We start from the raw sequence: 21,642 nt of genomic DNA on the forward strand, positions 1-21,642 counted from the left end.
AAGCGCAAATAGCTATAAATAGCATAGCATTCAAGCAACCGTCATGCTGGCTTGGGCCCGGGCCGCCCGTTTTCCACCACAAAGCGGGCGAGCGTGGTGGCGGCACTGTCCGCGCGCAGCGGGTCGTCCAGCACGCGCAGGGTGGTGGTCCAGCGCGTGGGGGTGATGTCTGCCAGCCCATAGCCGCGCTGGTCGCAGCGGGCCAGCAGCACATGCGGGTTGTGCCGGGCGATGGCGTCCACCTTATCTTGTGTGGTGCCCGAGCGCGAGCTGATGGACGTGCCGCAGAACTCGCTGGCCACCACGGGCGACTCTGGGCGATCGGGATTGGCGTGCACCCGGCACACATAGTTCTGGTGGATGTCGCCGCCCAGCAGCACGGTGTTGCGCGGGGCGTGCTGGGCCACGGCCTGCAGCAGGCGCGCGCGGGCTGCGGGGTAACCGTCCCAGTTGTCGGCGGACGTAACGCCCGAAGGGTAGTGGCGCGGCGAAAGCAGGGTTTGCTGTGCCAGCACGCTCCAGTGGGTGGCGTCTTTGGTGTGTGCGTCGGCGGCCAGGCCGGTGTCCAGCCACTGCTCTTGCGTTGCGCCCAGCAGCGTGCGGGCGGGGCTGGCCAGGTCGGCGCAGTCTGCCGCGCGCACAGCGCCCGCGCTGGTGGACTGGGGCGTGCGGCAGGCCTGCCAAGTGCGGTACTGGCGGCTGTCCAGCAGGTGGATGTGGGCCAGGCGCCCCCAGCGAAGGCGGCGGTAGACCTGCAGGGCGTCCCAGCGGGTGCCGGAGGCGGGGCCGTTCAGGCTGGCGGCGCGCAGCGGCATGTTTTCGTAGAAGGCTTGCCATGCGGCGCCTCGCAGCGTCAGAAAGCTGCCATCGTCGCCCTTACCGGTACCACTGGCGTAGTCGTTCTGCACCTCGTGGTCGTCCCAGGTCACGGCCCAGGGGCAGGCAGCGTGGGCGGCTTGCAGGGCGGGGTCGCTTTTGTGCAGGGCGTAGCGGTCTCGAAAATCCGCCAGCGTGGTGGCGTGGCGCAGGTTGTGGGTGCGCGCCAGGTCTGTGGTGTTTTTGGGCGAGGCGTACTCGTAGATGTAGTCGCCCAGAAACAGCACCAGGTCGGGCTGGTCGGCCACCAGATGGTGCCAGGCGGCGTAGTGCCCGTGTTCCCAGCGCTGGCAGGAGGCAAAGCCGATGCGCAGCGTGGCGGGCAGGTCACCGGGGGCCGGGGCCGTGCGCGTGCGGCCGGTGGCGCTGATGGCATCGCCCAGCATGAAGCGGTAGTGGTACCAGCGGCTTGGTGCCAGGCCCTGCAGCTCCACATGCACGCTGTGGCCGAGCGCAGGCAGGGCGGTGGCTTCGCCTTTTTGCACGATCTGTGCAAAACGCACATCGTGCGCCACCTCCCACCGCACGGTGTGGGCCGCTTGCATCAGCGCCGGGTTGGCCAGCACCAGCCGCGTCCACAGCACCACACCGTCGGGCGCCGGGTCTCCACTGGCCACGCCCAGCGCGAAGGGGTTGCTCTGTAGTGCTGGTGCGTTGCTCCATGCCCAGCGGGGCAGTTGGGTGGCAGCGGCGGCCAGGATGGCCTTCCGCAAAAATGCGCGTCTCTGCTCTGGATTCATTGCGGGGCGCTGGATAGGTGCGCTGCGCTTAGAACCGGCGCGGCCCAGGCCAGCGGCCACCGCGGGAGGGCCGCCAAGCTGCGGATGCGGCGCTTCGCTTGCGTGCGCTGGTGGCGTCCCCCTCCCGAAGGAGAGGGGGAAGGCGCCGACGGCGACTCAGGGGGTGCTTCACCCTATGCCGCCATGACCCGGTTCTTGCCCGATCGCTTGGCCAGGTACATCGCCTGGTCGGCGCGGCGGATGGCGTCGGGGCTGCCTTCGCTGTCGTGCAGCTGGGCCACACCAGCGCTGAACGTGATGAGCACCTTCTCGCTGCCCTGCAGGAAGAAGCGTGTGGTCAGCTCGCGCTGCAGCCGCGTCATCGCGGCCACGCCGCTTTCTACCGAAGTGTCGGGCAGCACCAGCACGAACTCTTCGCCGCCATAACGCGCCAGCAGGTCCTGTGGCCGCATGACTTCGCGTGTGACTTGGGCCAGGTGCACCAGGGCCGCGTCCCCGCCCGAGTGGCCCAGGCGGTCGTTGATGGTCTTGAAATTGTCCACGTCCAGCAGCGCCAGGCACAGCGGCGAGCCCAGGCGGCGCGCGCGGGCGATTTCGCGCTCCATGGCTTCGTCCAGGCCCTTGCGGTTGAGCGAGCCGGTGAGCGGGTCGTGCCGGGCCTGGGCGCTGGCGCGGTCCAGCTCTTCCTGCAGCTTGGCGACTTCAGCGCGCTTGGCTTCGGTGCGCTCGCGCAGGTCGTGAAGCTCGTCGTGGGCCACACGGCTGTCCAGCGCCATCGAACGGGTGGCGGTCATCACCTCTTGCAGCACGGGGGCGATTTCCTCAAGCGTGTTGGCCTTGCCGATCAGGTCGGCGCAGCGTGCCATGGTGCCCTGGTAGGTGGTGCTGGACGCCGTGATTTTGGCCAGCCGTTCGATGAAGGTGGCCAGCATGTCCTTCATCTGCTCCTGCGCTTCCACGGTGCGCGCCTTGGCCTCGGTCTGCTTGAAGATCACGTCCTTGAGCCGGCGCTGCACATCGTCCAGGCGGCGCAAAGTGAGCGGCGGCGTGGATGCGGCCATCAGCGCCTCGGCCTGGCCTTGCAGCCAGCGGTCTTCCACGCTGAGCACGGCGATGTTCTCGAACACCATGTGCAGCAGCTCCAGCAGGCTGGAGCGGATGGCGGCCTGGTCTTCGGTGGCAAACGACAGCCGGTAGGTAAAGTTGCCCAGCATGAGCTGGACGGTGGAGATGGGCGGCGCGGGCTCTTTCAGAAAGGCGATGAGCTTTTGCGCCATCTCGATCACGCGGGCATCGTCTTCGCCCAGCGCGGGCAGCGTGTTGTCGATCAGGCGGGCGAGCATCTGCGCGAACTCGTCCGGCAGGACACCAGGGTTACCGGGGGCGGTGGTGCTTGCAGCGGTCTCTACTGGGGCTGCAGCCGCCGCCGGGCTCAACCCCAGGTTGGCGTAGCCGACCAGCACACTTTGTAGCGAAGTCCAGTCTTTGTTGTTGACGGCGCGCTCAAATTGCCCCAAGAGCCGCTTCTGGGCCGGTGTCTGCCCTGGCAGCACCCGCAGGATGTGGTGCAGTTGGCCGTCCGGGAACGGCTGGGGGCTGCGGGTTCCTGCGATCTCGTCGTACAGCGCCAGGTAGTTGTCGGGCGTTGGGGGCAGGCGGCGGGTAGCCAGCTGCTTGAGCGTCTCGCGCGCAATTTCGGAAGGTGGTCGGTCGGCCATGTGCGGACACCAGTGTCAGAGGAAAGCAGGAGGTGCGAGTGTGACACAGCGCCGCTTTCTGAGGGGCTGGCTCTGCCAAGCCTTGTGGCCTGGCAGGCGCAGGCGTCAGTTCACCATCACGAGCTTGCCCATCACCCCCCGTGAACCCATGTGCGCGTAGGCGGCGGGCAGCTCGGCCATGGGCATGGTGCGGTCGATCACGGGCTTGATCTTGCCCTGGGCATACCACTGCGCCAGCTCGCCCATCATGGCGGCGTTGGCCTTGGGCTCGCGCTTGGCGAAGTCGCCCCAGAACACGCCCACGATGGAGGCGCCCTTGAGCAGCGCCAAGTTGAAGGGCAGGGCCGGGATGGGGCCGGAGGCAAAACCCACCACCAGGTAGCGGCCGCGCCAGGCAATGGAGCGGAACGCGGGCTCGGCAAAGTCGCCGCCCACAGGGTCATAAATCACGTCGGGGCCCTTGCCGTCGGTCAGCGCCTTGATGGCGTCGCGCAGGTTGTCCTTGCTGTAGTTGATGGTGGCATCGGCCCCGATGGAGGTGCACAGCGCACATTTTTCATCGCTGGAGGCCGCTGCAATCACGCGCGCGCCCATGGCCTTGGCGATCTGGATGGCGGCCGTGCCCACGCCCCCGGCGGCGCCCAGCACCAGCACGGTCTCGCCCGCCTTGAGCTGTGCGCGGTCTACGAGGGCATGGTGCGAGGTGGCGTAAATCATGATGAACGCCGCAGCGTCCACGTGCGAAAAGCCATCCGGCAGCGGCATGCACAGGGCTGCCGGGGCGATGGTGTGGGTGCCAAAACCGCCGGTGCCAGACAGGCAGGCCACGTTCTGGCCGACCTTGAGGTGGGTGACGCCTTCGCCCACGGCTGCCACCACGCCTGCGTACTCCGAGCCGGGGACGAAAGGCAGGGGCGGTTTCATCTGGTACTTGTTCTGCACGATCAGCAGATCGGGGAAGTTCAGGCTGGCCGCCTTGATCTCGATCAGCACCTCGCCCGCCTTGGGCGTGGGCGTGGGCAGTTCGGTCCAGGCCAGGGCGTCAACGCCGGTGGGGTTGGTGCAAAGCCAAGCGTGCATGGGAAAAGTCTCCTGTCAATGTGGTCTGCATGATAGGCGGGGCACCCGGGCGCACGATGTCCCACGAGCGACGGAGGGCGGGCCGTTGGGTGTGTGCGGGTACCCCACCTACAATCCGTTGCAAGCTCTACCGCAACCCATGAAAATTCTGATCTCCAACGACGACGGCTACCAGGCTCCGGGCATCGTGGCGCTGCACGATGCCCTGAAAACCCTCGACGGGGTGGAGGTTGAAGTCGTCGCGCCCGAGCACAACAACAGCGCCAAGTCCAATGCGCTGACCCTGCATTCGCCACTGTATGTGCACAAGGCCCACAACGGCTTCCGCTATGTGAACGGAACGCCGGCCGACTGTGTGCACATCGCTCTGACGGGGCTGCTGGGCTACCGGCCCGATCTGGTGGTGTCGGGCATCAACAATGGCGCCAACATGGGCGACGACACCATTTATTCAGGCACCGTGGGCGCCGCGATGGAGGGTTATCTGTTTGGCATTCCGGCCATTGCCTTCTCGCAGGTGGACAAGGGCTGGGGCGAGATCGAGGCTGCAGCGGCCAAGGCGCGGGAGATTGTGGAGCAGATGCGCGCCCAGAACCTGGTGACCGATACACCCTGGCTGCTGAATGTGAACATTCCCAACATGCCGCTTGCGGCGCTGCAGCCCATCAAGCTGTGCCGCCTGGGACGCCGCCACGCGGCCGAGCGCGTGATCGTGCAGGAAAGCCCCCGGGGTGAGGCGATGTATTGGATTGGTGGCGCGGGAGCCGCCAAGGACGATGCGGAGGGCACGGATTTCCATGCCACGGCGCAGGGCCATGTGTCCATCACGCCACTGAAGGTGGACCTGACCGACCATGACAACCTTGGCTACTGGGCGCAAACGGCGTCCCGGCTTGCGGCAGGGGCGGCTGGCGCCCCGGAGCTCTGATGCAGCGCCGCCCTGGATTCCCGGCCCGGCTGCCCGGATCGGGTCCTGCGGCAGTCCGGTCCACGCCGGTGGCTCCCGCTGCGCGCAATCCAGTGGCGGCACCCCCTGTGGGCGTTGGGCTGGATTCTGCGGCGGTGCGCGCGCGCATGGTGCAAAAGCTGGCGGCAGGGGGCATCACATCGGCTGCGGTGCTGCAGGCCATGGGCACCGTGGAACGCCACCGTTTTGTGGACAGCGCCCTGGTCAACCAGGCGTACGAGGACACCAGTCTGCCCATTGGCTTGGGGCAGACCATCTCCAAGCCCAATGTCGTCGCCCGCATGTGCGAATTGCTCCTGGGCGCCGAAGGCGCACGCACCGGTGGGCTGGGGCGTGTGCTGGAAATCGGCACGGGCTGCGGCTACCAGGCCGCCGTGCTGAGCCACCTAGCGCGCGAGGTCTACACCCTGGAGCGCCTGCGTGGCCTGCACGACAAGGCGCGCAACAACCTGCGCCCATTTCGGCTGGCCAATGTGCACCTGCTGTTCGGTGACGGCATGCTCGGCTATGCCAAGGGTGCGCCTTACGCGGCCATCATTGCCGCAGCCGGTGGTGACGCTGTGCCCCAGGCCTGGTGCGATCAATTGGCCGTGGGCGGCAGGCTGGTTGCGCCCATGGCGCTTGCGGGGGGGCAGCAGATGTTGCTTGTGATCGACAAAACCCCACACGGATTGAAACAAAGCGTGCTGGAGCCTGTGCATTTTGTCCCTCTAAAATCGGGGATTGCCTGAAGGGAATTGCTTATGTTCGTATCGCGTGGTCTTGTGGTTGGGTTTACTGTTGCACTGGCGGGTTTGGCGCTCAGTGGCTGCGGCACCCGGCTGAACAAGGCTCCAGTGGAAGACCGAGGCACATCCTCCTCCGCTCCCTCATCTTCTACACAGCCAGGTGTGGTGGTTGGCGCCCCCATCAAGCCACTGCCAGGTGCCGAAAATGCGGGCAAACCTGGCTATTACACAGTCAAGCCTGGAGATACCCTGATCCGAATCGGGCTGGAGTCCGGCCAGAGCTGGAAAGACATCGCGCGCTGGAACAACCTTGACAACGCAAATCTGATCGAAGTGGGCCAGGTTCTGCGCGTAGCGCCACTGGTTGCTGCTTCGCAGGCGGTCGCGTCGGACAGCGGCGTGGTCACCCGTCCTGTCACGTCTTCCTCCATCACGCCTGCAGCACCTGCGAGCACGCCTGCCCCTGCGGCCAGTGCCGCGAAACCTGCAACATCGGCGGCTTCTGGCCCTGTGGTGGCCGTTGCCCCCGCCACGCCTGCCGCACCCGCTGCCGCGGCCGAGGATGACATGGCGTTCATCTGGCCTGCGCCTGGCTCGTTGATTGCCGGTTTTGACGAGGCACGCAACAAGGGCTACGACATTGCTGGCAAGGCAGGTGACCCGGTCTTGGCCGCCGCCGATGGCCGCGTGGTGTATGCGGGCGCTGGGCTGCGCGGATACGGCAACCTTGTCATCCTCAAGCACAACAACACGTTTTTGACGGCATATGCCCATAACCAGACCTTGCTCGTCAAGGAAGATCAGGCCGTGCGCAAGGGGCAAAAAATCGCCGAGATGGGCAGCACCGACGCCGATCGCGTCAAGCTGCACTTTGAAATCCGCCGCCAGGGCAAGCCGGTGGATCCATCGCGTTACCTGCCTCCCCGTTGAGCCCGGCTGTGGCTCAACCGCCTCTGGGCGCATCTGGCAGTGCGGATGAACCGGCCGGAGCCGCAGATGACTTGCTGAGCGAGGAGTCTGAAGGACTGGCGGACGAATCCGGGAGCGAGCTACGCTCCACGCAGATCGGCGCCGGGCAGCACGCCGCCCGGCTGGACAAGGCACTGGCCGATCTGGTGCCCGAGTTCTCCCGCAGCTATCTGCAGCAATTGCTGGTGCAGGGGTTGGTCAGCCTCAATGGCAAACCGGTCACGAAGTCGGCGACCCGGGTGAAGGTGGGCGATCAGGTGGTGCTGGAAATGCGGCCCACGCTGCAGAGCCAGGCGTTTCGGCCCGAGCCCATGCACATTGAGGTCGTCCATGAGGATGCGCATCTGCTGGTGGTGAACAAGCCCGCTGGTCTGGTGGTCCACCCCGCGCCGGGGAACTGGAGTGGCACCTTGCTCAACGGCTTGCTCGCCCGCGACGACAAGGCATTGACCGTGCCACGCGCTGGCATCGTGCACCGGCTCGACAAGGATACGAGTGGCTTGATGGTGGTTGCCCGTGATCGTGCCACCATGGACGCGTTGGTTGCACTGATTGCGGAGCGCAAGGTACAGCGCCAGTATTTGGCCATGGCCCACGGCGCCTGGTCGGGACCCAAGACGCGAACTGTGGATGCTCCCATCGGCCGGGATCCACGCAACCGCCTGCGCATGGCGGTGGTGGACTTGGCACTCCATGCTGGCAAGTTGGCACGGACCGATATCCGCTGCCTGGCTGGTACGGACGACGGTTGCTGGGTGCAATGCACCCTGCACACGGGGCGCACCCACCAGATCCGGGTGCACATGGCATCTCTGAAGCACCCACTGGTGGGGGACAGCCTCTATGGGGGAGCTCCGCTCGGGGCGATGCAGCGGCAGGCCCTTCATGCCTACCGCCTGGCCTTTGTGCATCCCGTCACGGGCCAGGCGCTGGAATTCCATGCTCCTGTGCCCGAAGACATGCGCCAAGCCCTCTCCTTGTGGGGGCTGGGCTACAATGCGCCCTGACGGCCAGACTGGCCCCAGCCCGAAGACGGAATCCCGCCGGGCTTCTGCGTCGCGCCAGCGCCCTTGCACAGCGCGCCATTGATTGCCCCTGCTGTTGATGTGCCACCCGTTGCAACGCGTGGCACTTTTCCAGGAATCGCTGAACCATGAACACGGTGGATGCCAAACGGGTCCTCGAAACTGCGCTGATCTGCGCGCAGCAGCCTGTGCCCCTGCGTGAGCTGCGGGTACTTTTCAATGATGCTCTGGGGTCGGACACGCTCAAGTTGCTGTTGCAGGAGTTGCAGCTTGAATGGACGCAGCGGGGTGTAGAGCTGGTGCAGGTGGCCACGGGCTGGCGTTTTCAGAGCCGTCCCGAAATGCGTGAATACCTCGACAGGTTGCACCCCGAAAAGCCTCCGCGCTATTCGAGGGCCACCATGGAGACACTCGCGATCATTGCGTATCGCCAGCCGGTTACGCGCGGCGACATCGAGGACATCCGGGGGGTAACGGTCAATAGCCTGATCGTCAAGCAGTTGGAAGACCGGGGCTGGGTCGAGGTCATTGGTCACCGGGAAACGGTGGGGCGCCCCGCGCTGTTTGCAACCACCCGGCAGTTCTTGGATGACATGGGTTTGCAGTCGTTGGACCAATTGCCGGTGCTTGACGACCCCTCGGGCAATGCGAATGTGCTGGAAGCAATGGCCGCTGCAGCGCAAGGAGTGATAGAGCCGGAATCAACGCCTGAGGCCGAGGCTGAACTGCTGGCTGTGGCGATGGATAGTCAGCCATCAGAGTCTTTGGAGGCTGTTGCCGCCAGTGGGCAGTTGCTGCGTGTGGATGATTTTTTTCAGAGTGCGGAGACGGATCTCCGTGATGACGATGCCGATACCCCGGGTGGTATCCAGGGAAATACTTGATGAACGATTCGACCCCCGAAATCCCGGCCGATCTGCCGGATGCTGATCCTTCAGCGACCGCCGCAGTGCCCAAAAAAGCCGCTGTCAAACGTGCCCCGCGCAAGAAAAAAGTCGAGCCAGCGCAAGCCGTGGAAGTGCAGGATGCTGTGGACGTGCGCGTTTTGGATGCTGCTGAGGCACCTGCCCTGGCCGGGGGGTTGCCGCATGGGTTGAGCCAGCAGGATGTACCGGTCGCTCCTGTGGTTGCGCATGAGCCTGCAATTCCACAGGTAGAGGCGGGGGCGTCTGACGCCACCCCCGAACCTCGCCATGGCGAGCACCAGAATCGTGGGGACGGGCGGGCTCGGCAGCCGCGCCTCGACGGCGCTGGGCGCGACAAGCGCAAGGTGGGTGCTCCTGCGGTTCAGGGATATCAATTTGAAGATGTGGTGTCGGGGCGCTTCGATGAGGATGATGCCTCCGCAGAGATGGTTCCCGCTAAGCGGGTGCTTCTGCCCCAGGTGGAAACCCCCAAGCTTCACAAGGTGCTGGCGCAGGCGGGACTTGGCTCGCGCCTGGAGATGGAGCAACTTATTCTGGAAGGGCGCATCTCCGTCAACAACGAGCCAGCCCACATCGGCCAGCGCATCCAGTTCGGCGATCAGGTCAAGGTCAATGGCAAACCCATCCGCTACCGCATAGACCCGCCGCCAGCGCGGGTGATTGCTTACCACAAGCCTGTGGGGGAGGTGGTGACCCATGACGATCCCCAGAACCGGCCCACCGTCTTTCGCAAGCTGCCCCGGCTCATGCAGGGCAAATGGCAGTCGGTCGGGCGCCTGGATCTGAATACCGAAGGCCTGCTGCTGTTCACCAGCTCGGGAGAGCTGGCCAACAAGCTCATGCATCCTCGTTTTGGGCTGGAGCGCGAATACGCTGTGCGTGTGCTCGGCGCCCTCAGCAATGAGGAAAAGCAGAAGCTGCTCGATGGCGTGCGCCTGGACGATGGCATGGCGTCGTTTGGTTCCATCGAAGATGGTGGAGGCGAAGGTTCCAATTGCTGGTACCGGGTCACCATTTCCGAAGGGCGCAATCGCGAGGTGCGCCGCATGCTCGAATCTGTGGGCCATGCGGTCAGTCGGTTGATCCGCATTCGTTACGGTGCCATGGTGCTGCCACGGGGTCTCAAGCGCGGTGCCTGGCTGGAACTGGATGAGGGCGACATCCGGGCCCTGGTGCAGGCGGCGGGCGCCGGGCGTCCGGAAGCAGCGGAAGCTCGTTCGGATGAAGGGTCGGGGGCTGGCGGCGGACGGAGTGGCAACAAGCGCAACCGGGGGCGCAATGGCCCCCGCGTGGGCGACGGGCCGCGCCGCGACATGTCGCAGGGTGCGCCCGGTGGTCCCCGAGGGCAGAAACCCCGCCGTGATGGGGGGCAAGGGTTCGACCGTGGCAACAATGCAGGTGGTGGAGACCGCCCGCGCGGCGCGGCGCAGCCCGATCCGATGAAAACATCGGTGGGCTATATCGGCATGGACAGTCTCTCGCGGCATCGCCAGGACAAACGCCGCCCTGGTGGCGGAGGTCCACGTCGGGGCGGGGGCGGGCGCTAGGCGCTGTGCTGCCCCGGGCTCCCCGGTTAGAATCGAGGGCTTTGTCCGGTGGACAAACGAATCACAGCAACATCAATTCAGGAAATCAATATGGCAATCGAACGCACTCTCTCCATCATCAAGCCCGACGCAGTGGCAAAGAACGTCATCGGTCAGATCTATGCACGCTTCGAAGCGGCAGGTCTCAAGATCGTGGCTGCACGTATGGCTCACCTGTCGCGCCTGGAGGCCGAGCAGTTCTACGCTGTGCACAAAGAGCGTCCTTTCTTCAAGGATCTGGTGGATTTCATGATCTCCGGTCCTGTGATGATCCAGGCTCTGGAAGGTGAAAACGCGATTCTGAAAAACCGCGAACTCATGGGCGCCACGGACCCCAAGAAGGCAGAAGCCGGCACCATCCGCGCCGACTTCGCGGACAGCATCGATGCCAATGCAGTGCATGGCTCCGACGCTGCGGAAACTGCCCAGGCAGAAGTGGCTTTCTTCTTCCCTGGTCTGAACATTTACTCGCGCTGATATGGGTGTCCCCATGCCTGTTCCCGCACACGTGGGATACCTGCGCCATGGGGACGACTGCGTTCGGCCCACCCCGGGGAGGGCGCAGTGACCACCAATCTTTTGGAATTTGATCTCGACGGTCTGGCGGCTTTCTGCCAGCAGTTGGGTGAAAAGCGGTTTCGCGCCACGCAGTTGTTTCGCTGGATTCATCAGCGCGGCGCCAGTGACTTTGACGCCATGAGTGATCTGGCAAAGGCCTTGCGCGACAAGCTCAAGGGCTGTGCTCGCGTCGAGGCCTTGCCCGTCATCTCCGAACATGTCTCCTCAGACGGCACGGTCAAGTGGCTGTTTGACGTGGGGGATGGCAATGCGGTCGAGGCGGTTTTTATTCCCGAAGATGATCGCGGAACCCTGTGTATATCCTCGCAGGCTGGCTGCGCCGTGGGTTGCCGCTTCTGTTCCACGGGGCACCAGGGCTTCAGCAGAAATCTCACCACAGGGGAGATCGTTGCACAGCTTTGGTTTGCTGAACATTCCCTGCGCCAGCGCCTCCAATCTGAGGACCGCGTCATTTCGAATGTGGTGATGATGGGAATGGGAGAGCCGCTGCAGAACTACTCGGCCCTCGTTCCGGCCTTGCGCGTCATGCTGGACGACCATGGGTATGGTTTGTCACGCAGGCGGGTCACGGTTTCAACGTCGGGTGTGGTTCCGATGATGGACCGCTTGTCCGTGGATTGTCCTGTGGCTCTCGCGGTGTCTTTGCATGCGCCGAATGACCCCTTGCGCGACAACCTGGTGCCGCTGAACCGCAAGTATCCCATTGAAGAATTGCTTGCTGCCTGCAATCGATATCTGGCGCATGCGCCGCGCGACTTCATTACGTTTGAATACTGCATGCTCGATGGTGTCAATGACCAGGTTGAGCACGCACGGCAGCTGATCGAACTTGTCAAGCCCGCCCGTGGTGTGGGTGTGCGCTGCAAATTCAACCTGATTCCTTTCAATCCGTTTCCCGCGTCAGGGCTGTTGCGTTCGCCACAAAATCAGGTGCTGGCTTTCGCCAAAGTCTTGAGCGAAGCGGGTATCGTCACGACCGTGCGCAAGACCCGCGGAGATGATATCGACGCTGCGTGCGGTCAGCTCGCAGGCGATGTCAAGGACCGCACAAGGGCTGCCGAGCGCATGGCAAAGCAGCGGACAATCGTGCTCAAACCGGTGACTTGATCAACAAGCAATCGGCATACTTCAAGGAGGCTCTACATGGTGAGATTGGTTGGACGCTGGCAGCAATGGGGCCGCTGGACTCTCACGGCATGTGGCGTGGTGGCCTGCGTGGCTGCGCTTCAAGGGTGTGCAACCAATAGCGGCATGCCGACCGCCGACGCCAACGCGGGAATGATCACCCCGTCTGATGAGCCAGAGACGCGGCGCCGCGCCCGTATCCGTCTGGAGCTTGCTTCCAACTATTTTGAGAATGGTCAGACGGCCGTGGCGCTCGATGAAGTCAAGCAGGCGCTTGCAGCTGATCCCACCTACGCCGATGCCTTCAATCTTCGTGGCCTCATCTACATGAGGTTGAGCGATTTTGCCCAGGCGGACGACAGTTTTCGCCGAGCATTGGCGCTGCGGGGCGGGGATCCCAATCTGCTGCACAACTACGGTTGGTTGTTGTGCCAGCAGCAAAAGTACGCCGAGGCGAATCAGCACTTTGGTCGGGCTCTCGCAAATCCTGCATACACAGCACGCAGCAAGACCTTGATGGCCCAAGGCCTGTGCCAATCAGGCGCTGGCCAGTTTGCGGAGGCCGAGCAGTCGCTGCTGAAAGCTTATGAACTGGATGCGGCAAACCCTGTGGTCGGTTATCACCTCGCGGCACTTTTGTTGCGTCGCAATGAATTGACCCGGTCTCAGTTCTATATCCGGCGGCTCAACAACAGCCAGTACGCCAATTCCGAGTCGTTGTGGCTGGGGATCAAGGTTGAGCGCGCTTTGGGTGATTCCGTGGCCATGAAGCAACTGGCTGACCAGTTGCGCAAGCGTTTCCCGGACTCACGGGAGTTGGGTGCATACGAGCGTGGGGCTTTCAATGAGTGAGGTTTTGGAAAGTGGTGGGGTGACAGCGGGTAGTTTGCTGAGGGAGGCGCGACAAGCGTCTGGTATGCACATCGCTGCCTTGGCTGTGGCACTGAAAGTGCCAGTCAGCAAGCTGGAAGCGCTGGAGGCGGATAACTATGAGGCCTTGCCCGATACAGTGTTTGTGCGTGCGCTTGCCTCCAGCATGTGCAGAACGCTCAAGTTGGACCCAGCCCCCATTCTGTCGCTGTTGCCACAAAGTAAAAGCCCTCGCTTGGCTACAGACAGTGCGGGATTGAACGCTCCGGTGAAAGGCAGTATCGGGAAATCGTCTTCCTCATCGGCTTCCTTTTCCTCCGGGTCTACCTCACGGTCCGTAACGGTGGTGGTTTTGGCGCTGCTGGTGGGGGCACTGATCCTGGTCTTTTTCCCCAGGCAGCAGGACGGTGTAACGAGCTCGCTTGTTGCCCCCGCATCGATCCAACCGCCGGCCAATGTGGTCGAGCAGCAGGCCGCCCCTGCTGTCACGGGTGCGTCGGATGCAATCCCCGCTGCTGCCCAGCGCATCCCCGACGTTTCTCTGCCGTCAGTGGCAGGTCGCACAGACGCGGCTCCCGCCGTTGCGGCTGCTGCTACTAACAACGCTGCGTCAGCCCCAGTGGAGGCGGCAAGCGCTACAACGCCACCGGCCGGGGCATTGGTGCTGCGCGCGCGCAGCGAATCCTGGGTGCAGGTGCGTGATTCCGCAGGCACCGTGGCGTTGCAAAGGAATCTTGCGGCGGGTGAGTCGGTGTCTGTCGCAGGCCAAATGCCGCTGGCCGTGGTGATTGGTCGTGCCGACGTGACAGAGGTATTCGTGCGCGGAAAGCCTTTTGACTTGGCGCCTGTGTCCCGTGAGAACGTAGCTCGCTTCGAGGTGAAATAATGGAACGGTTACCTTGTGAGATGGAGCCCATTGCGGTGGCGTCCCCCTTGCCACGACGGTCCCGCCAAGCCAGGATTGTGTGGGGATCGCGCGTGGTGACCGTGGGCGGGGATGCTCCGGTGCGAGTGCAGTCCATGACCAACACAGACACCGTGGATGCCATTGGCACGGCCATTCAGGTCAAGGAACTGGCGCAGGCCGGCTCGGAGTTCGTCCGGATCACGGTGAACACCCCTGAGGCCGCAGCGGCAGTACCCTACATTCGTGAACAATTGGACCGTATGGGAGAAAGCGTCCCCTTGGTGGGGGACTTTCACTACAACGGGCACCGGCTTCTTACGGATTTTCCTGAGTGCGCACAGGCGCTCTCCAAGTACCGCATCAATCCCGGCAACGTAGGCAAGGGCGACAAGAGGGATCGGCAGTTCGGCCAGATGATCGATGCAGCCATTCGCTGGAACAAAGCCGTGCGTATTGGTGTGAATTGGGGCAGCCTTGACCAGGACTTGCTGGTTGATTTGATGGATGCCAACAGCCGCCGTGCTACTCCTTGGGAAGCACGCCAAGTGATGTACGAGGCGTTGATTACCTCGGCCATTGAATCTGCGCGCCGGGCCGAAGAAATGGGCCTTGATGGCAACCAAATCATCTTGTCCTGCAAAGTCAGCGGTGTGCAGGACCTGATTTCTGTGTACCGTGAACTGGCACGCCGCTGCGACTACCCTTTGCACCTGGGACTCACGGAAGCAGGCATGGGAACCAAAGGCACAGTAGCGTCGGCTGCTGCGTTGTCTGTGTTGCTGCAGGAAGGTATTGGTGACACCATTCGCGTGTCTCTGACGCCCCAGCCCGGTGAAGCGCGCACACAGGAGGTCGTGGTGGCCTCCGAGATACTGCAGGCTCTGGGCTTGCGTGTATTTGTTCCCAGTGTCACGGCGTGTCCTGGCTGTGGTCGCACTACCAGCACCACCTTCCAGGACCTCGCCAAGCAGATTGATGATTTTCTGCGTGCCCAGATGCCTGTATGGCGCGTTCGCTATCCTGGCGTCGAAAACTTGCGTGTTGCGGTGATGGGATGCATTGTCAATGGGCCTGGTGAGAGCAAGCACGCGGACATCGGCATCAGCCTGCCTGGTACGGGGGAGGCGCCAGCAGCCCCGGTGTTCATTGATGGCGAGAAGGCGATGACGCTGCGGGGTGACAACATCGCCCATGAATTCCACCAAATTGTCGAGCAGTACATCGAAAAGCGTTTTGGCGCCGCCGCTGTGACTTTGGCCTGAGCGTTGCTCGCCTTACCCTGATTGATACTGAGCCGCTATCTTGAGATGGTGGGTGATGTCCTTCGAATAGTTGCCAGATAGAGAAAAGAACAGTTGTGAGTAACGAAAAAAGCGCTTCGTCGACCAAGCCGGAAAAGCTGGTGGCCGTGAAAGGCATGAACGATATCCTGCCTCCTGAATCCGCCCGATGGGAGTGGCTGGAGTCCAAGGTCCGCACCCTTATGGCTCGATATGCCTATCGCAACATCCGTACGCCGATTGTTGAGCCCACGGCGCTGTTTGTTCGTGGCCTCGGTGAGGTCACGGACATCGTCGAAAAAGAGATGTACTCATTTGAGGATCGTCTCAATGGCGAGCATCTCACTTTGCGTCCCGAAGCGACTGCAGGGGTGGTTCGCGCAGTCGCTGAACATTCCATGCTGTATGACGGAGGCAAGCGCCTCTACTACATGGGGCCCATGTTCCGCCATGAGCGTCCGCAGCGCGGGCGGTATCGCCAGTTTCACCAGATTGGCGCTGAAGCGCTCGGCTTTCCTGGTGCGGAGGTCGATGCGGAATTGATTCTTCTAGCCCACTCGCTGTGGCGCGAACTGGGGTTGCAGAACGTGCGCCTGGAACTGAACAGCCTGGGTGAACCGCATGAACGCAAGGCGCACCGAGCAGCGCTGATTTCGTACCTAGAACAGCATGTCGAGGTGCTGGATGAGGAGGCGCGTCGGCGTTTGCATAGCAATCCGTTGCGCATTCTGGATACCAAGAACCCCGCTATGCAGGCTGTGGTGGAGGCTGCGCCTCGATTGATTGATTTTCTGGGGCCAAAGTCGCTCGCGCACTTTGATGCTGTGAAGTCCATTCTGAGCGCCAATGATGTGGCCTGGACAGTGAACCCCCGGCTGGTTCGGGGCATGGACTACTACAACCTTACGGTCTTTGAGTTTGTCACTGATCAGCTGGGGTCGCAGGGCACCATTTGTGGTGGTGGTCGCTACGACTATCTGATAGAGCAGATCGGTGGCAAGGCAGCCCCGGCGGTGGGTTGGGCGCTGGGGGTTGAGCGTGTGCTTGAACTGCTCAAGGAGCAGACCAGCACGGTCCCAGCCCTTGTACCTGATGTCTATGCCGTGATTCCCTCTGTGGCGGCGCTGCCCGTGGCTGTGACCACCATCGAGCGCCTGCGGCAGTTGGGCCTCAGTGTGCAGATGCATGCTGCGCCTGCAGGGGGCGAAGGTATGGGCAGCATGAAATCCCAATTCAAGAAGGCAGATGGGAGTGGCGCGCAGCACGCGCTGGTCTTTGGGGACGATGAGCTGTCCCGGGGGATGGTTGTCGTCAAGTCATTGCGCGATGGTGTGGGTGCACAGTCTGACCATCCGCTAGATTCCCTGGCCGATTGGGCCTCCAACCTACAATCCAACCGCTAAACAGAACACATTCCATGGCAAATCACCTTGATCTCGAAGAACAAGAGCAGCTTGATCAGCTCAAGCATTTCTGGAACACCTGGGGCACCCTCATCAGCTCCGTGCTGATTTTGGTGGCAGGCTCCTTGGTCGCCTGGAACGGATACCAGTATTGGCAGAACCGGCAGGCAAGCCAGGCCGCAGCGCTCTACGATGCTGTAGACGTGGCTGCCCGAGCGGGTGACCAGGCGCGCATGGCACAGGCGTTTGCCGACCTCAAGGCCAAGTATGCGGGCACTACCCAGGCCAGTCAGGCGGGGCTTGCATTGGCCAAGACCATGGTTGAGGCAGGCAATGCTGATGGCGCCAAGGAGGCGCTTGCCTGGGTGGCTGCTCAGTCGGGAGATGATGGTCTCAAGGCATTGGCCAAGGTTCGCTTGGCCAGCGTGCTGATGGATCAAAAAAACTATGACGACGCACTCAAGCAGTTGTCTGGCAGCGCTCCTTTGGAATTTGAAGCGGTCTTTGCAGATCGCAAGGGAGACATTTATCTGCTGCAGGATAAGCGTGCGGAAGCTATTGCGGAGTATGCCAAGGCCTATAAGTCCTTCGAGGAGGGGGTGGAGTACCGTCGTCTTGTGGAGGTAAAGCTCGGTGCTCTGGGTGTTTCTCCACAAGGTGTTGCAGTAGCTGCCGCCGGATCCATTGATGGGGTGAAATAGCCATGGCATTCATTTGTGGAGACGGAGCAAAGGGCAGGGTGTTCGGCCTGCGGTGCATTTCTTCAGCGGTCCTGGTTGCCACATTGGCTGGATGCTCGCTGTGGAACAGCGGGAGCTCCAAGCCGATGCCGGCAGATCTGGGGGCCAATGTTGCAGTGCTGGGTGTGCGGCAGGCTTGGACTGCGCGCATTGGCAGCGTTGCTGGATTGCCACTTGATGTCCATTCCGCAGGCAATGTGGTGACTGTTGCCTCCTCCGACGGGGTTGTGGCGGCCATCGACGCCCGAACCGGTGGCGACGTTTGGCGTGTAGCGCTTTCAGAGCCTTTGTCTGCGGGGGTGGGTAGCGACGGAAAATCGGCTGCGGTTGTTTCCCGCAGCAACACCTTGATCGTTCTGGATGCTGGCCGTGAGCGGTGGCGCCAATCATTGGCTGCGCAAGTATTCACCCCCCCTCTCGTTGCGGGTGGACGCGTATTTGTGCTTTCGGCCGATCGTTCTTTGGCGGCATTTGATGCGGTGTCTGGCCGCAAACTCTGGAGTCAGCAGCGCCCCGGTGAGCCTCTGGTTTTGCGCCAGGCGGGCGTTTTGCTGGCTGTTGGAGATACCTTGGTTGCGGGGTTTTCCGGCCGTGTTGTAGGTCTGAATCCAGACAATGGCAGCGTTCGTTGGGAGGCTCCTTTGGCGAGTGCGCGGGGCACCAACGACGTTGAGAGGCTGGTGGAGTTGGTTGGGCGTACCAGCAGAGTAGGCGATTCCATCTGCGCACGTGCCTTCCAGACGGCTGTGGGTTGTGTCAATGCCGCCAGAGGTGCAGTGACTTGGACGCAACCCGCCAGTGGTGCCGATGGCGTGCATGGAGACGGGGAGGCCCTGTTCGGTGCCGAGGGCAATGGCACGGTCATGGCGTGGCGTCGCAGCGATGGTTCGCGTCTGTGGGCCACCGACAGGCTCAAACACCGCAAACTGACGGCGCCCTTGTTGCTCGGCCGCTCTGTCGTAGTCGGGGACGACACAGGCCTCGTCCACCTGCTATCCCGCACAGACGGCTCTCCGCTCAACCGCATCGCCACGGACGGATCTGGCATTGCCGCAGCACCCGCTGTAGCCGCAGATACGTTGGTGGTAGTTACTCGCAATGGTGGTGTCTACGGATTCCGTCCAGATTGATGGATTTTATTTAATGAAGCCAGTTATCGCCCTCGTGGGGCGTCCGAATGTCGGCAAGTCCACGCTCTTCAACCGCCTGACCAAGTCCCGCGACGCCATTGTTGCGGACTTTGCAGGGCTTACGCGTGACCGACATTACGGCAATGGCAAGCAGGGCAAGCACGAGTACATCGTCATCGATACCGGCGGTTTTGAGCCTGATGCATCGAGCGGAATTTACAAGGAAATGGCCAAGCAGACGCAGCAGGCCGTTGCCGAAGCTGATGTGGTCATTTTTGTGGTGGATGCGCGCGCAGGTGTATCTGCGCAAGACCATGACATCGCCAATTATTTGCGCCGCCTTGGTAAACCTTGTGTACTTGTTGCCAACAAGGCCGAAGGCATGCTGGAAGGCGTGCAACTCGCCGAGTTCTATGAGCTGGGTCTGGGCGAGGTTTACCCTGTGTCTGCTGCCCATGGCCAGGGTATTCGAAGCCTGGTGGAGATTGCGCTGGAGCCGCTTCAGCTTCCTGACCCCGACGACTCTGATGTTGAATCTGACAAAGGCATCATCAAACTTGCTGTGGCAGGTCGGCCGAATGTTGGCAAATCGACGCTGATCAACACCTGGCTCGGCGAAGAGCGTCTGGTTGCGTTTGATATGCCGGGAACGACCCGTGATGCGATCACGGTACCCTTCGAACGCAATGGGCAGCGCTTTGAATTGGTGGATACGGCGGGATTGCGCCGCAAGGGAAAAGTTTTCGAGGCGATAGAGAAATTCTCGGTCGTCAAGACGCTCCAAGCCATTGAATCGGCCAATGTGGTGCTGCTGTTGCTCGATGCTACCCAGGGTGTCACTGATCAGGATGCGCACATTGCGGGGTACATCTTGGAGAGCGGGAGAGCCGTGGTCGTTGCGGTTAACAAGTGGGATGCCGTTGATGACTACCAGCGTCAGTTGTTGGAGCGGTCTATCGAGACCCGACTCGCATTTCTGAAATTTGCGTCCTTGCATTTCATCTCTGCAAAAAAACGGCAGGGTTTGGGGCCGGTGTGGGCGTCGATTGCCCAAGCCCACAAGGCGGCGACCTGCAAGATGTCAACGCCGATATTGACGCGCCTGTTGCTAGAAGCTGTTCAATTTCAGAGTCCGAAACGCGCAGGCATGTTTCGACCAAAGATGCGATATGCCCATCAGGGAGGCATGAATCCCCCGGTGATCATCATCCATGGTAATTCGTTGGAACACGTCACAGATGCCTACAAGCGCTTTCTGGAGGGCCGCTTCCGCAAGGAATTCGACTTGGTGGGTACACCGCTCCGGATAGAGATGAAGACATCGCACAACCCCTTCGCTGATAAAGAGGAAGCCTAGGTCAAAGGCTGGATTCCCAAAGGGCCATGTATCCTGAGGCGGGGTTGTGCTCCGTGCTGTGGTAAGGTGCTGGTTTACAACAACATTTTTGAACACGGAGAATATCGTGAGCAACAAAGGCCAGCTTTTGCAAGACCCCTTCCTCAACGCTTTGCGTCGGGAGCATGTTCCTGTTTCCATCTATCTCGTGAACGGAATCAAACTGCAGGGGCAGATCGAATCGTTTGATCAGTACGTGGTGTTGCTGCGCAATACAGTCACCCAGATGGTCTACAAGCATGCCATTTCCACCATCGTGCCGGGCCGCGCGGTCAACTTTTCTACTGCCGACACTTCTGATGCAGATAGCAACAACGCTTAAGTTGTTGTTTGTGTTGCCGTTGTCGCGTCTTGCCCTGATCGGGCGAGTGGGCAATCTACTTTGCAATCGATGACCGCATCGTCGGAAGATGGCACCCCGGTGCTTCTGGTTGGGGTTGACTTTGGTCTTCCTCACTTCGACGGCGATCTCGAAGAATTGGGATTGCTTGCCCAGACAGCGGGTATGAAGCCTGTCGCCCGCTTGACGTGCAAACGCAAGGCTCCGGATGCTGCCTTGTTTATTGGTAGTGGCAAGGCGGATGAAATCCGTACGTTGGCACAAATGCATGGCGCGGCGGAAGTCTTGTTCGATCAGTCGCTCAGTCCGGCGCAACAGCGAAACCTGGAGCGTCACCTTGAGCTTCCAGTCAATGACCGAACGTTGTTGATCTTGGAAATCTTCGCGCAACGTGCCCGCAGCCACGAGGGCAAACTCCAGGTGGAGTTGGCAAGATTGCAGTATCTCAGCACCCGCCTTGTGCGCCGCTGGTCGCATCTGGAGCGCCAAACAGGGGGCATTGGTGCGCGCGGCGGCCCAGGTGAAAAACAGATTGAACTGGATCGTCGGATGATTGGCGACGCTGTCAAGCGTACGCGCGAGCGCCTCGTGAAGGTCAAGCGCCAGCGGACTACCCAGAGAAGGCAGCGTGAGCGACGCGATACGTTCAATATTTCATTGGTGGGATACACCAACGCGGGTAAGTCCACGCTCTTTAATGCGCTGGTGAAGGCACGCGCCTACGCTGCAGACCAATTGTTTGCAACACTAGACACCACAACACGGCAACTCTATTTGGGCGATGCTGGGCGATCGGTATCCCTCTCGGATACCGTAGGGTTCATTCGAGACCTTCCCCATGGCTTGGTGGATGCATTCCAGGCAACGTTGCAAGAGGCCATTGATGCGGACCTTCTGCTTCATGTAGTGGATGCTTCCAATCCGGGCTTTCCTGAACAAATGGCTCAGGTTCAAAAGGTCTTGAACGAGATTGGTGCAGCTGACATCCCCCAGATACTTGTGTTCAACAAGTTGGATTCTCTACAGGCTGAGCAGCGCCCCCCGCTTCTTGAAGACCAGTACGACGTGGATGGGCATGTCTTCCCGCGCTTGTTTGTGAGTGCTCGTTCTGGTGAGGGGTTGGATGCCCTGCGCCATGCGCTCTCGCTAAGGGTACTTGCCGCTCAAAAATGCATGACCCCTGATGCCGCCATTGAATTGCCAGGGGCCGCGCCCTGATTGGGCACAATGCCAGCATTACCAATGCCATCCAGAGAA

Annotated in this window: 20 protein-coding genes; 17 read left to right on the top strand and 3 right to left on the bottom strand. The window is 61.8% G+C overall.

Features of this window, described 5'->3' with window-relative positions; genetic code table 11:
• Window positions 1-41: 41 nt before the first annotated feature.
• The 3 genes from NFX52_RS12505 to NFX52_RS12515 all read right to left on the bottom strand — a co-directional run bounded on the left by NFX52_RS12505 (window position 42) and on the right by NFX52_RS12515 (window position 4,414).
• Entirely contained in the window at window positions 42-1,616 is a 1,575-nt protein-coding gene (locus NFX52_RS12505; protein WP_055398668.1) for an alkaline phosphatase D family protein, read from the bottom strand.
• Window positions 1,617-1,789: 173 nt separating this feature from the next.
• Entirely contained in the window at window positions 1,790-3,334 is a 1,545-nt protein-coding gene (locus tag NFX52_RS12510) for a GGDEF domain-containing protein (protein WP_055398667.1), read from the bottom strand.
• 105 nt (window positions 3,335-3,439) lie between these two features.
• A complete protein-coding gene (locus NFX52_RS12515) occupies window positions 3,440-4,414 on the bottom strand; it encodes an NADPH:quinone oxidoreductase family protein (RefSeq protein WP_008905961.1) in 975 nt (324 codons plus the stop codon).
• A gap of 139 nt (window positions 4,415-4,553) precedes the next feature.
• Here NFX52_RS12515 and surE point away from each other — a divergent pair, with 139 nt between their 5' ends.
• The 17 genes from surE to hflX all read left to right on the top strand — a co-directional run bounded on the left by surE (window position 4,554) and on the right by hflX (window position 21,603).
• Entirely contained in the window at window positions 4,554-5,342 is a 789-nt protein-coding gene (gene surE / locus NFX52_RS12520) for a 5'/3'-nucleotidase SurE (RefSeq protein WP_055398666.1), read from the top strand.
• Window positions 5,342-6,112 carry a protein-L-isoaspartate(D-aspartate) O-methyltransferase gene (locus NFX52_RS12525; RefSeq protein WP_055398665.1) on the top strand — a complete coding sequence of 257 codons (771 nt, stop codon included), beginning with the start codon at window positions 5,342-5,344 and terminating at the stop codon, window positions 6,110-6,112. Before surE ends, NFX52_RS12525 begins: the two co-directional genes overlap by 1 nt.
• Window positions 6,113-6,124: 12 nt before the next feature.
• Entirely contained in the window at window positions 6,125-7,039 is a 915-nt protein-coding gene (locus tag NFX52_RS12530) for a peptidoglycan DD-metalloendopeptidase family protein (protein WP_252635662.1), read from the top strand.
• 8 nt (window positions 7,040-7,047) lie between these two features.
• Entirely contained in the window at window positions 7,048-8,085 is a 1,038-nt protein-coding gene (locus NFX52_RS12535) for an RluA family pseudouridine synthase (RefSeq protein WP_369801356.1), read from the top strand.
• A gap of 146 nt (window positions 8,086-8,231) precedes the next feature.
• Entirely contained in the window at window positions 8,232-8,987 is a 756-nt protein-coding gene (gene scpB, locus NFX52_RS12540; RefSeq protein ID WP_055398663.1) for an SMC-Scp complex subunit ScpB, read from the top strand.
• A complete protein-coding gene (locus NFX52_RS12545) occupies window positions 8,987-10,576 on the top strand; it encodes a pseudouridine synthase (RefSeq protein ID WP_055398662.1) in 1,590 nt (529 codons plus the stop codon). Before scpB ends, NFX52_RS12545 begins: the two co-directional genes overlap by 1 nt.
• Window positions 10,577-10,666: 90 nt before the next feature.
• On the top strand, window positions 10,667-11,092 hold the full coding sequence (gene ndk, locus NFX52_RS12550; RefSeq protein WP_015013410.1) for a nucleoside-diphosphate kinase: 426 nt from the start codon (window positions 10,667-10,669) through the stop codon (window positions 11,090-11,092).
• A gap of 87 nt (window positions 11,093-11,179) precedes the next feature.
• A complete protein-coding gene (gene rlmN, locus NFX52_RS12555; protein ID WP_121505919.1) occupies window positions 11,180-12,301 on the top strand; it encodes a dual-specificity RNA methyltransferase RlmN in 1,122 nt (373 codons plus the stop codon).
• 36 nt (window positions 12,302-12,337) lie between these two features.
• Window positions 12,338-13,171 (top strand): type IV pilus biogenesis/stability protein PilW, encoded by an 834-nt coding sequence (pilW, locus tag NFX52_RS12560; RefSeq protein WP_055398660.1) that lies wholly within the window; start codon window positions 12,338-12,340, stop codon window positions 13,169-13,171.
• On the top strand, window positions 13,164-14,075 hold the full coding sequence (locus NFX52_RS12565) for a helix-turn-helix domain-containing protein (RefSeq protein WP_055398659.1): 912 nt from the start codon (window positions 13,164-13,166) through the stop codon (window positions 14,073-14,075). Before pilW ends, NFX52_RS12565 begins: the two co-directional genes overlap by 8 nt.
• 20 nt (window positions 14,076-14,095) lie before the next feature.
• Window positions 14,096-15,358, top strand: coding sequence for a flavodoxin-dependent (E)-4-hydroxy-3-methylbut-2-enyl-diphosphate synthase (gene ispG, locus NFX52_RS12570; RefSeq protein WP_199726978.1), 1,263 nt, complete (start codon window positions 14,096-14,098; stop codon window positions 15,356-15,358).
• Between the two features lie 155 nt (window positions 15,359-15,513).
• Complete coding sequence (gene hisS, locus NFX52_RS12575; RefSeq protein ID WP_055398702.1) at window positions 15,514-16,779, top strand: histidine--tRNA ligase; 1,266 nt, start codon at window positions 15,514-15,516, stop codon at window positions 16,777-16,779.
• Between the two features lie 14 nt (window positions 16,780-16,793).
• Window positions 16,794-17,480 carry a YfgM family protein gene (locus NFX52_RS12580; RefSeq protein WP_055398657.1) on the top strand — a complete coding sequence of 229 codons (687 nt, stop codon included), beginning with the start codon at window positions 16,794-16,796 and terminating at the stop codon, window positions 17,478-17,480.
• A gap of 2 nt (window positions 17,481-17,482) precedes the next feature.
• Complete coding sequence (bamB, locus tag NFX52_RS12585; protein WP_156358747.1) at window positions 17,483-18,649, top strand: outer membrane protein assembly factor BamB; 1,167 nt, start codon at window positions 17,483-17,485, stop codon at window positions 18,647-18,649.
• A gap of 13 nt (window positions 18,650-18,662) precedes the next feature.
• Complete coding sequence (gene der, locus NFX52_RS12590) at window positions 18,663-20,006, top strand: ribosome biogenesis GTPase Der (RefSeq protein WP_055398655.1); 1,344 nt, start codon at window positions 18,663-18,665, stop codon at window positions 20,004-20,006.
• A gap of 106 nt (window positions 20,007-20,112) precedes the next feature.
• Window positions 20,113-20,367 carry an RNA chaperone Hfq gene (hfq, locus tag NFX52_RS12595; RefSeq protein WP_010464175.1) on the top strand — a complete coding sequence of 85 codons (255 nt, stop codon included), beginning with the start codon at window positions 20,113-20,115 and terminating at the stop codon, window positions 20,365-20,367.
• A gap of 69 nt (window positions 20,368-20,436) precedes the next feature.
• A complete protein-coding gene (gene hflX, locus NFX52_RS12600) occupies window positions 20,437-21,603 on the top strand; it encodes a GTPase HflX (RefSeq protein ID WP_156358746.1) in 1,167 nt (388 codons plus the stop codon).
• The last annotated feature ends 39 nt before the right edge of the window (window positions 21,604-21,642 follow it).

The organism is Acidovorax facilis (genome assembly GCF_023913775.1).
Taxonomy (GTDB): Bacteria; Pseudomonadota; Gammaproteobacteria; order Burkholderiales; family Burkholderiaceae_C; genus Acidovorax; species Acidovorax facilis.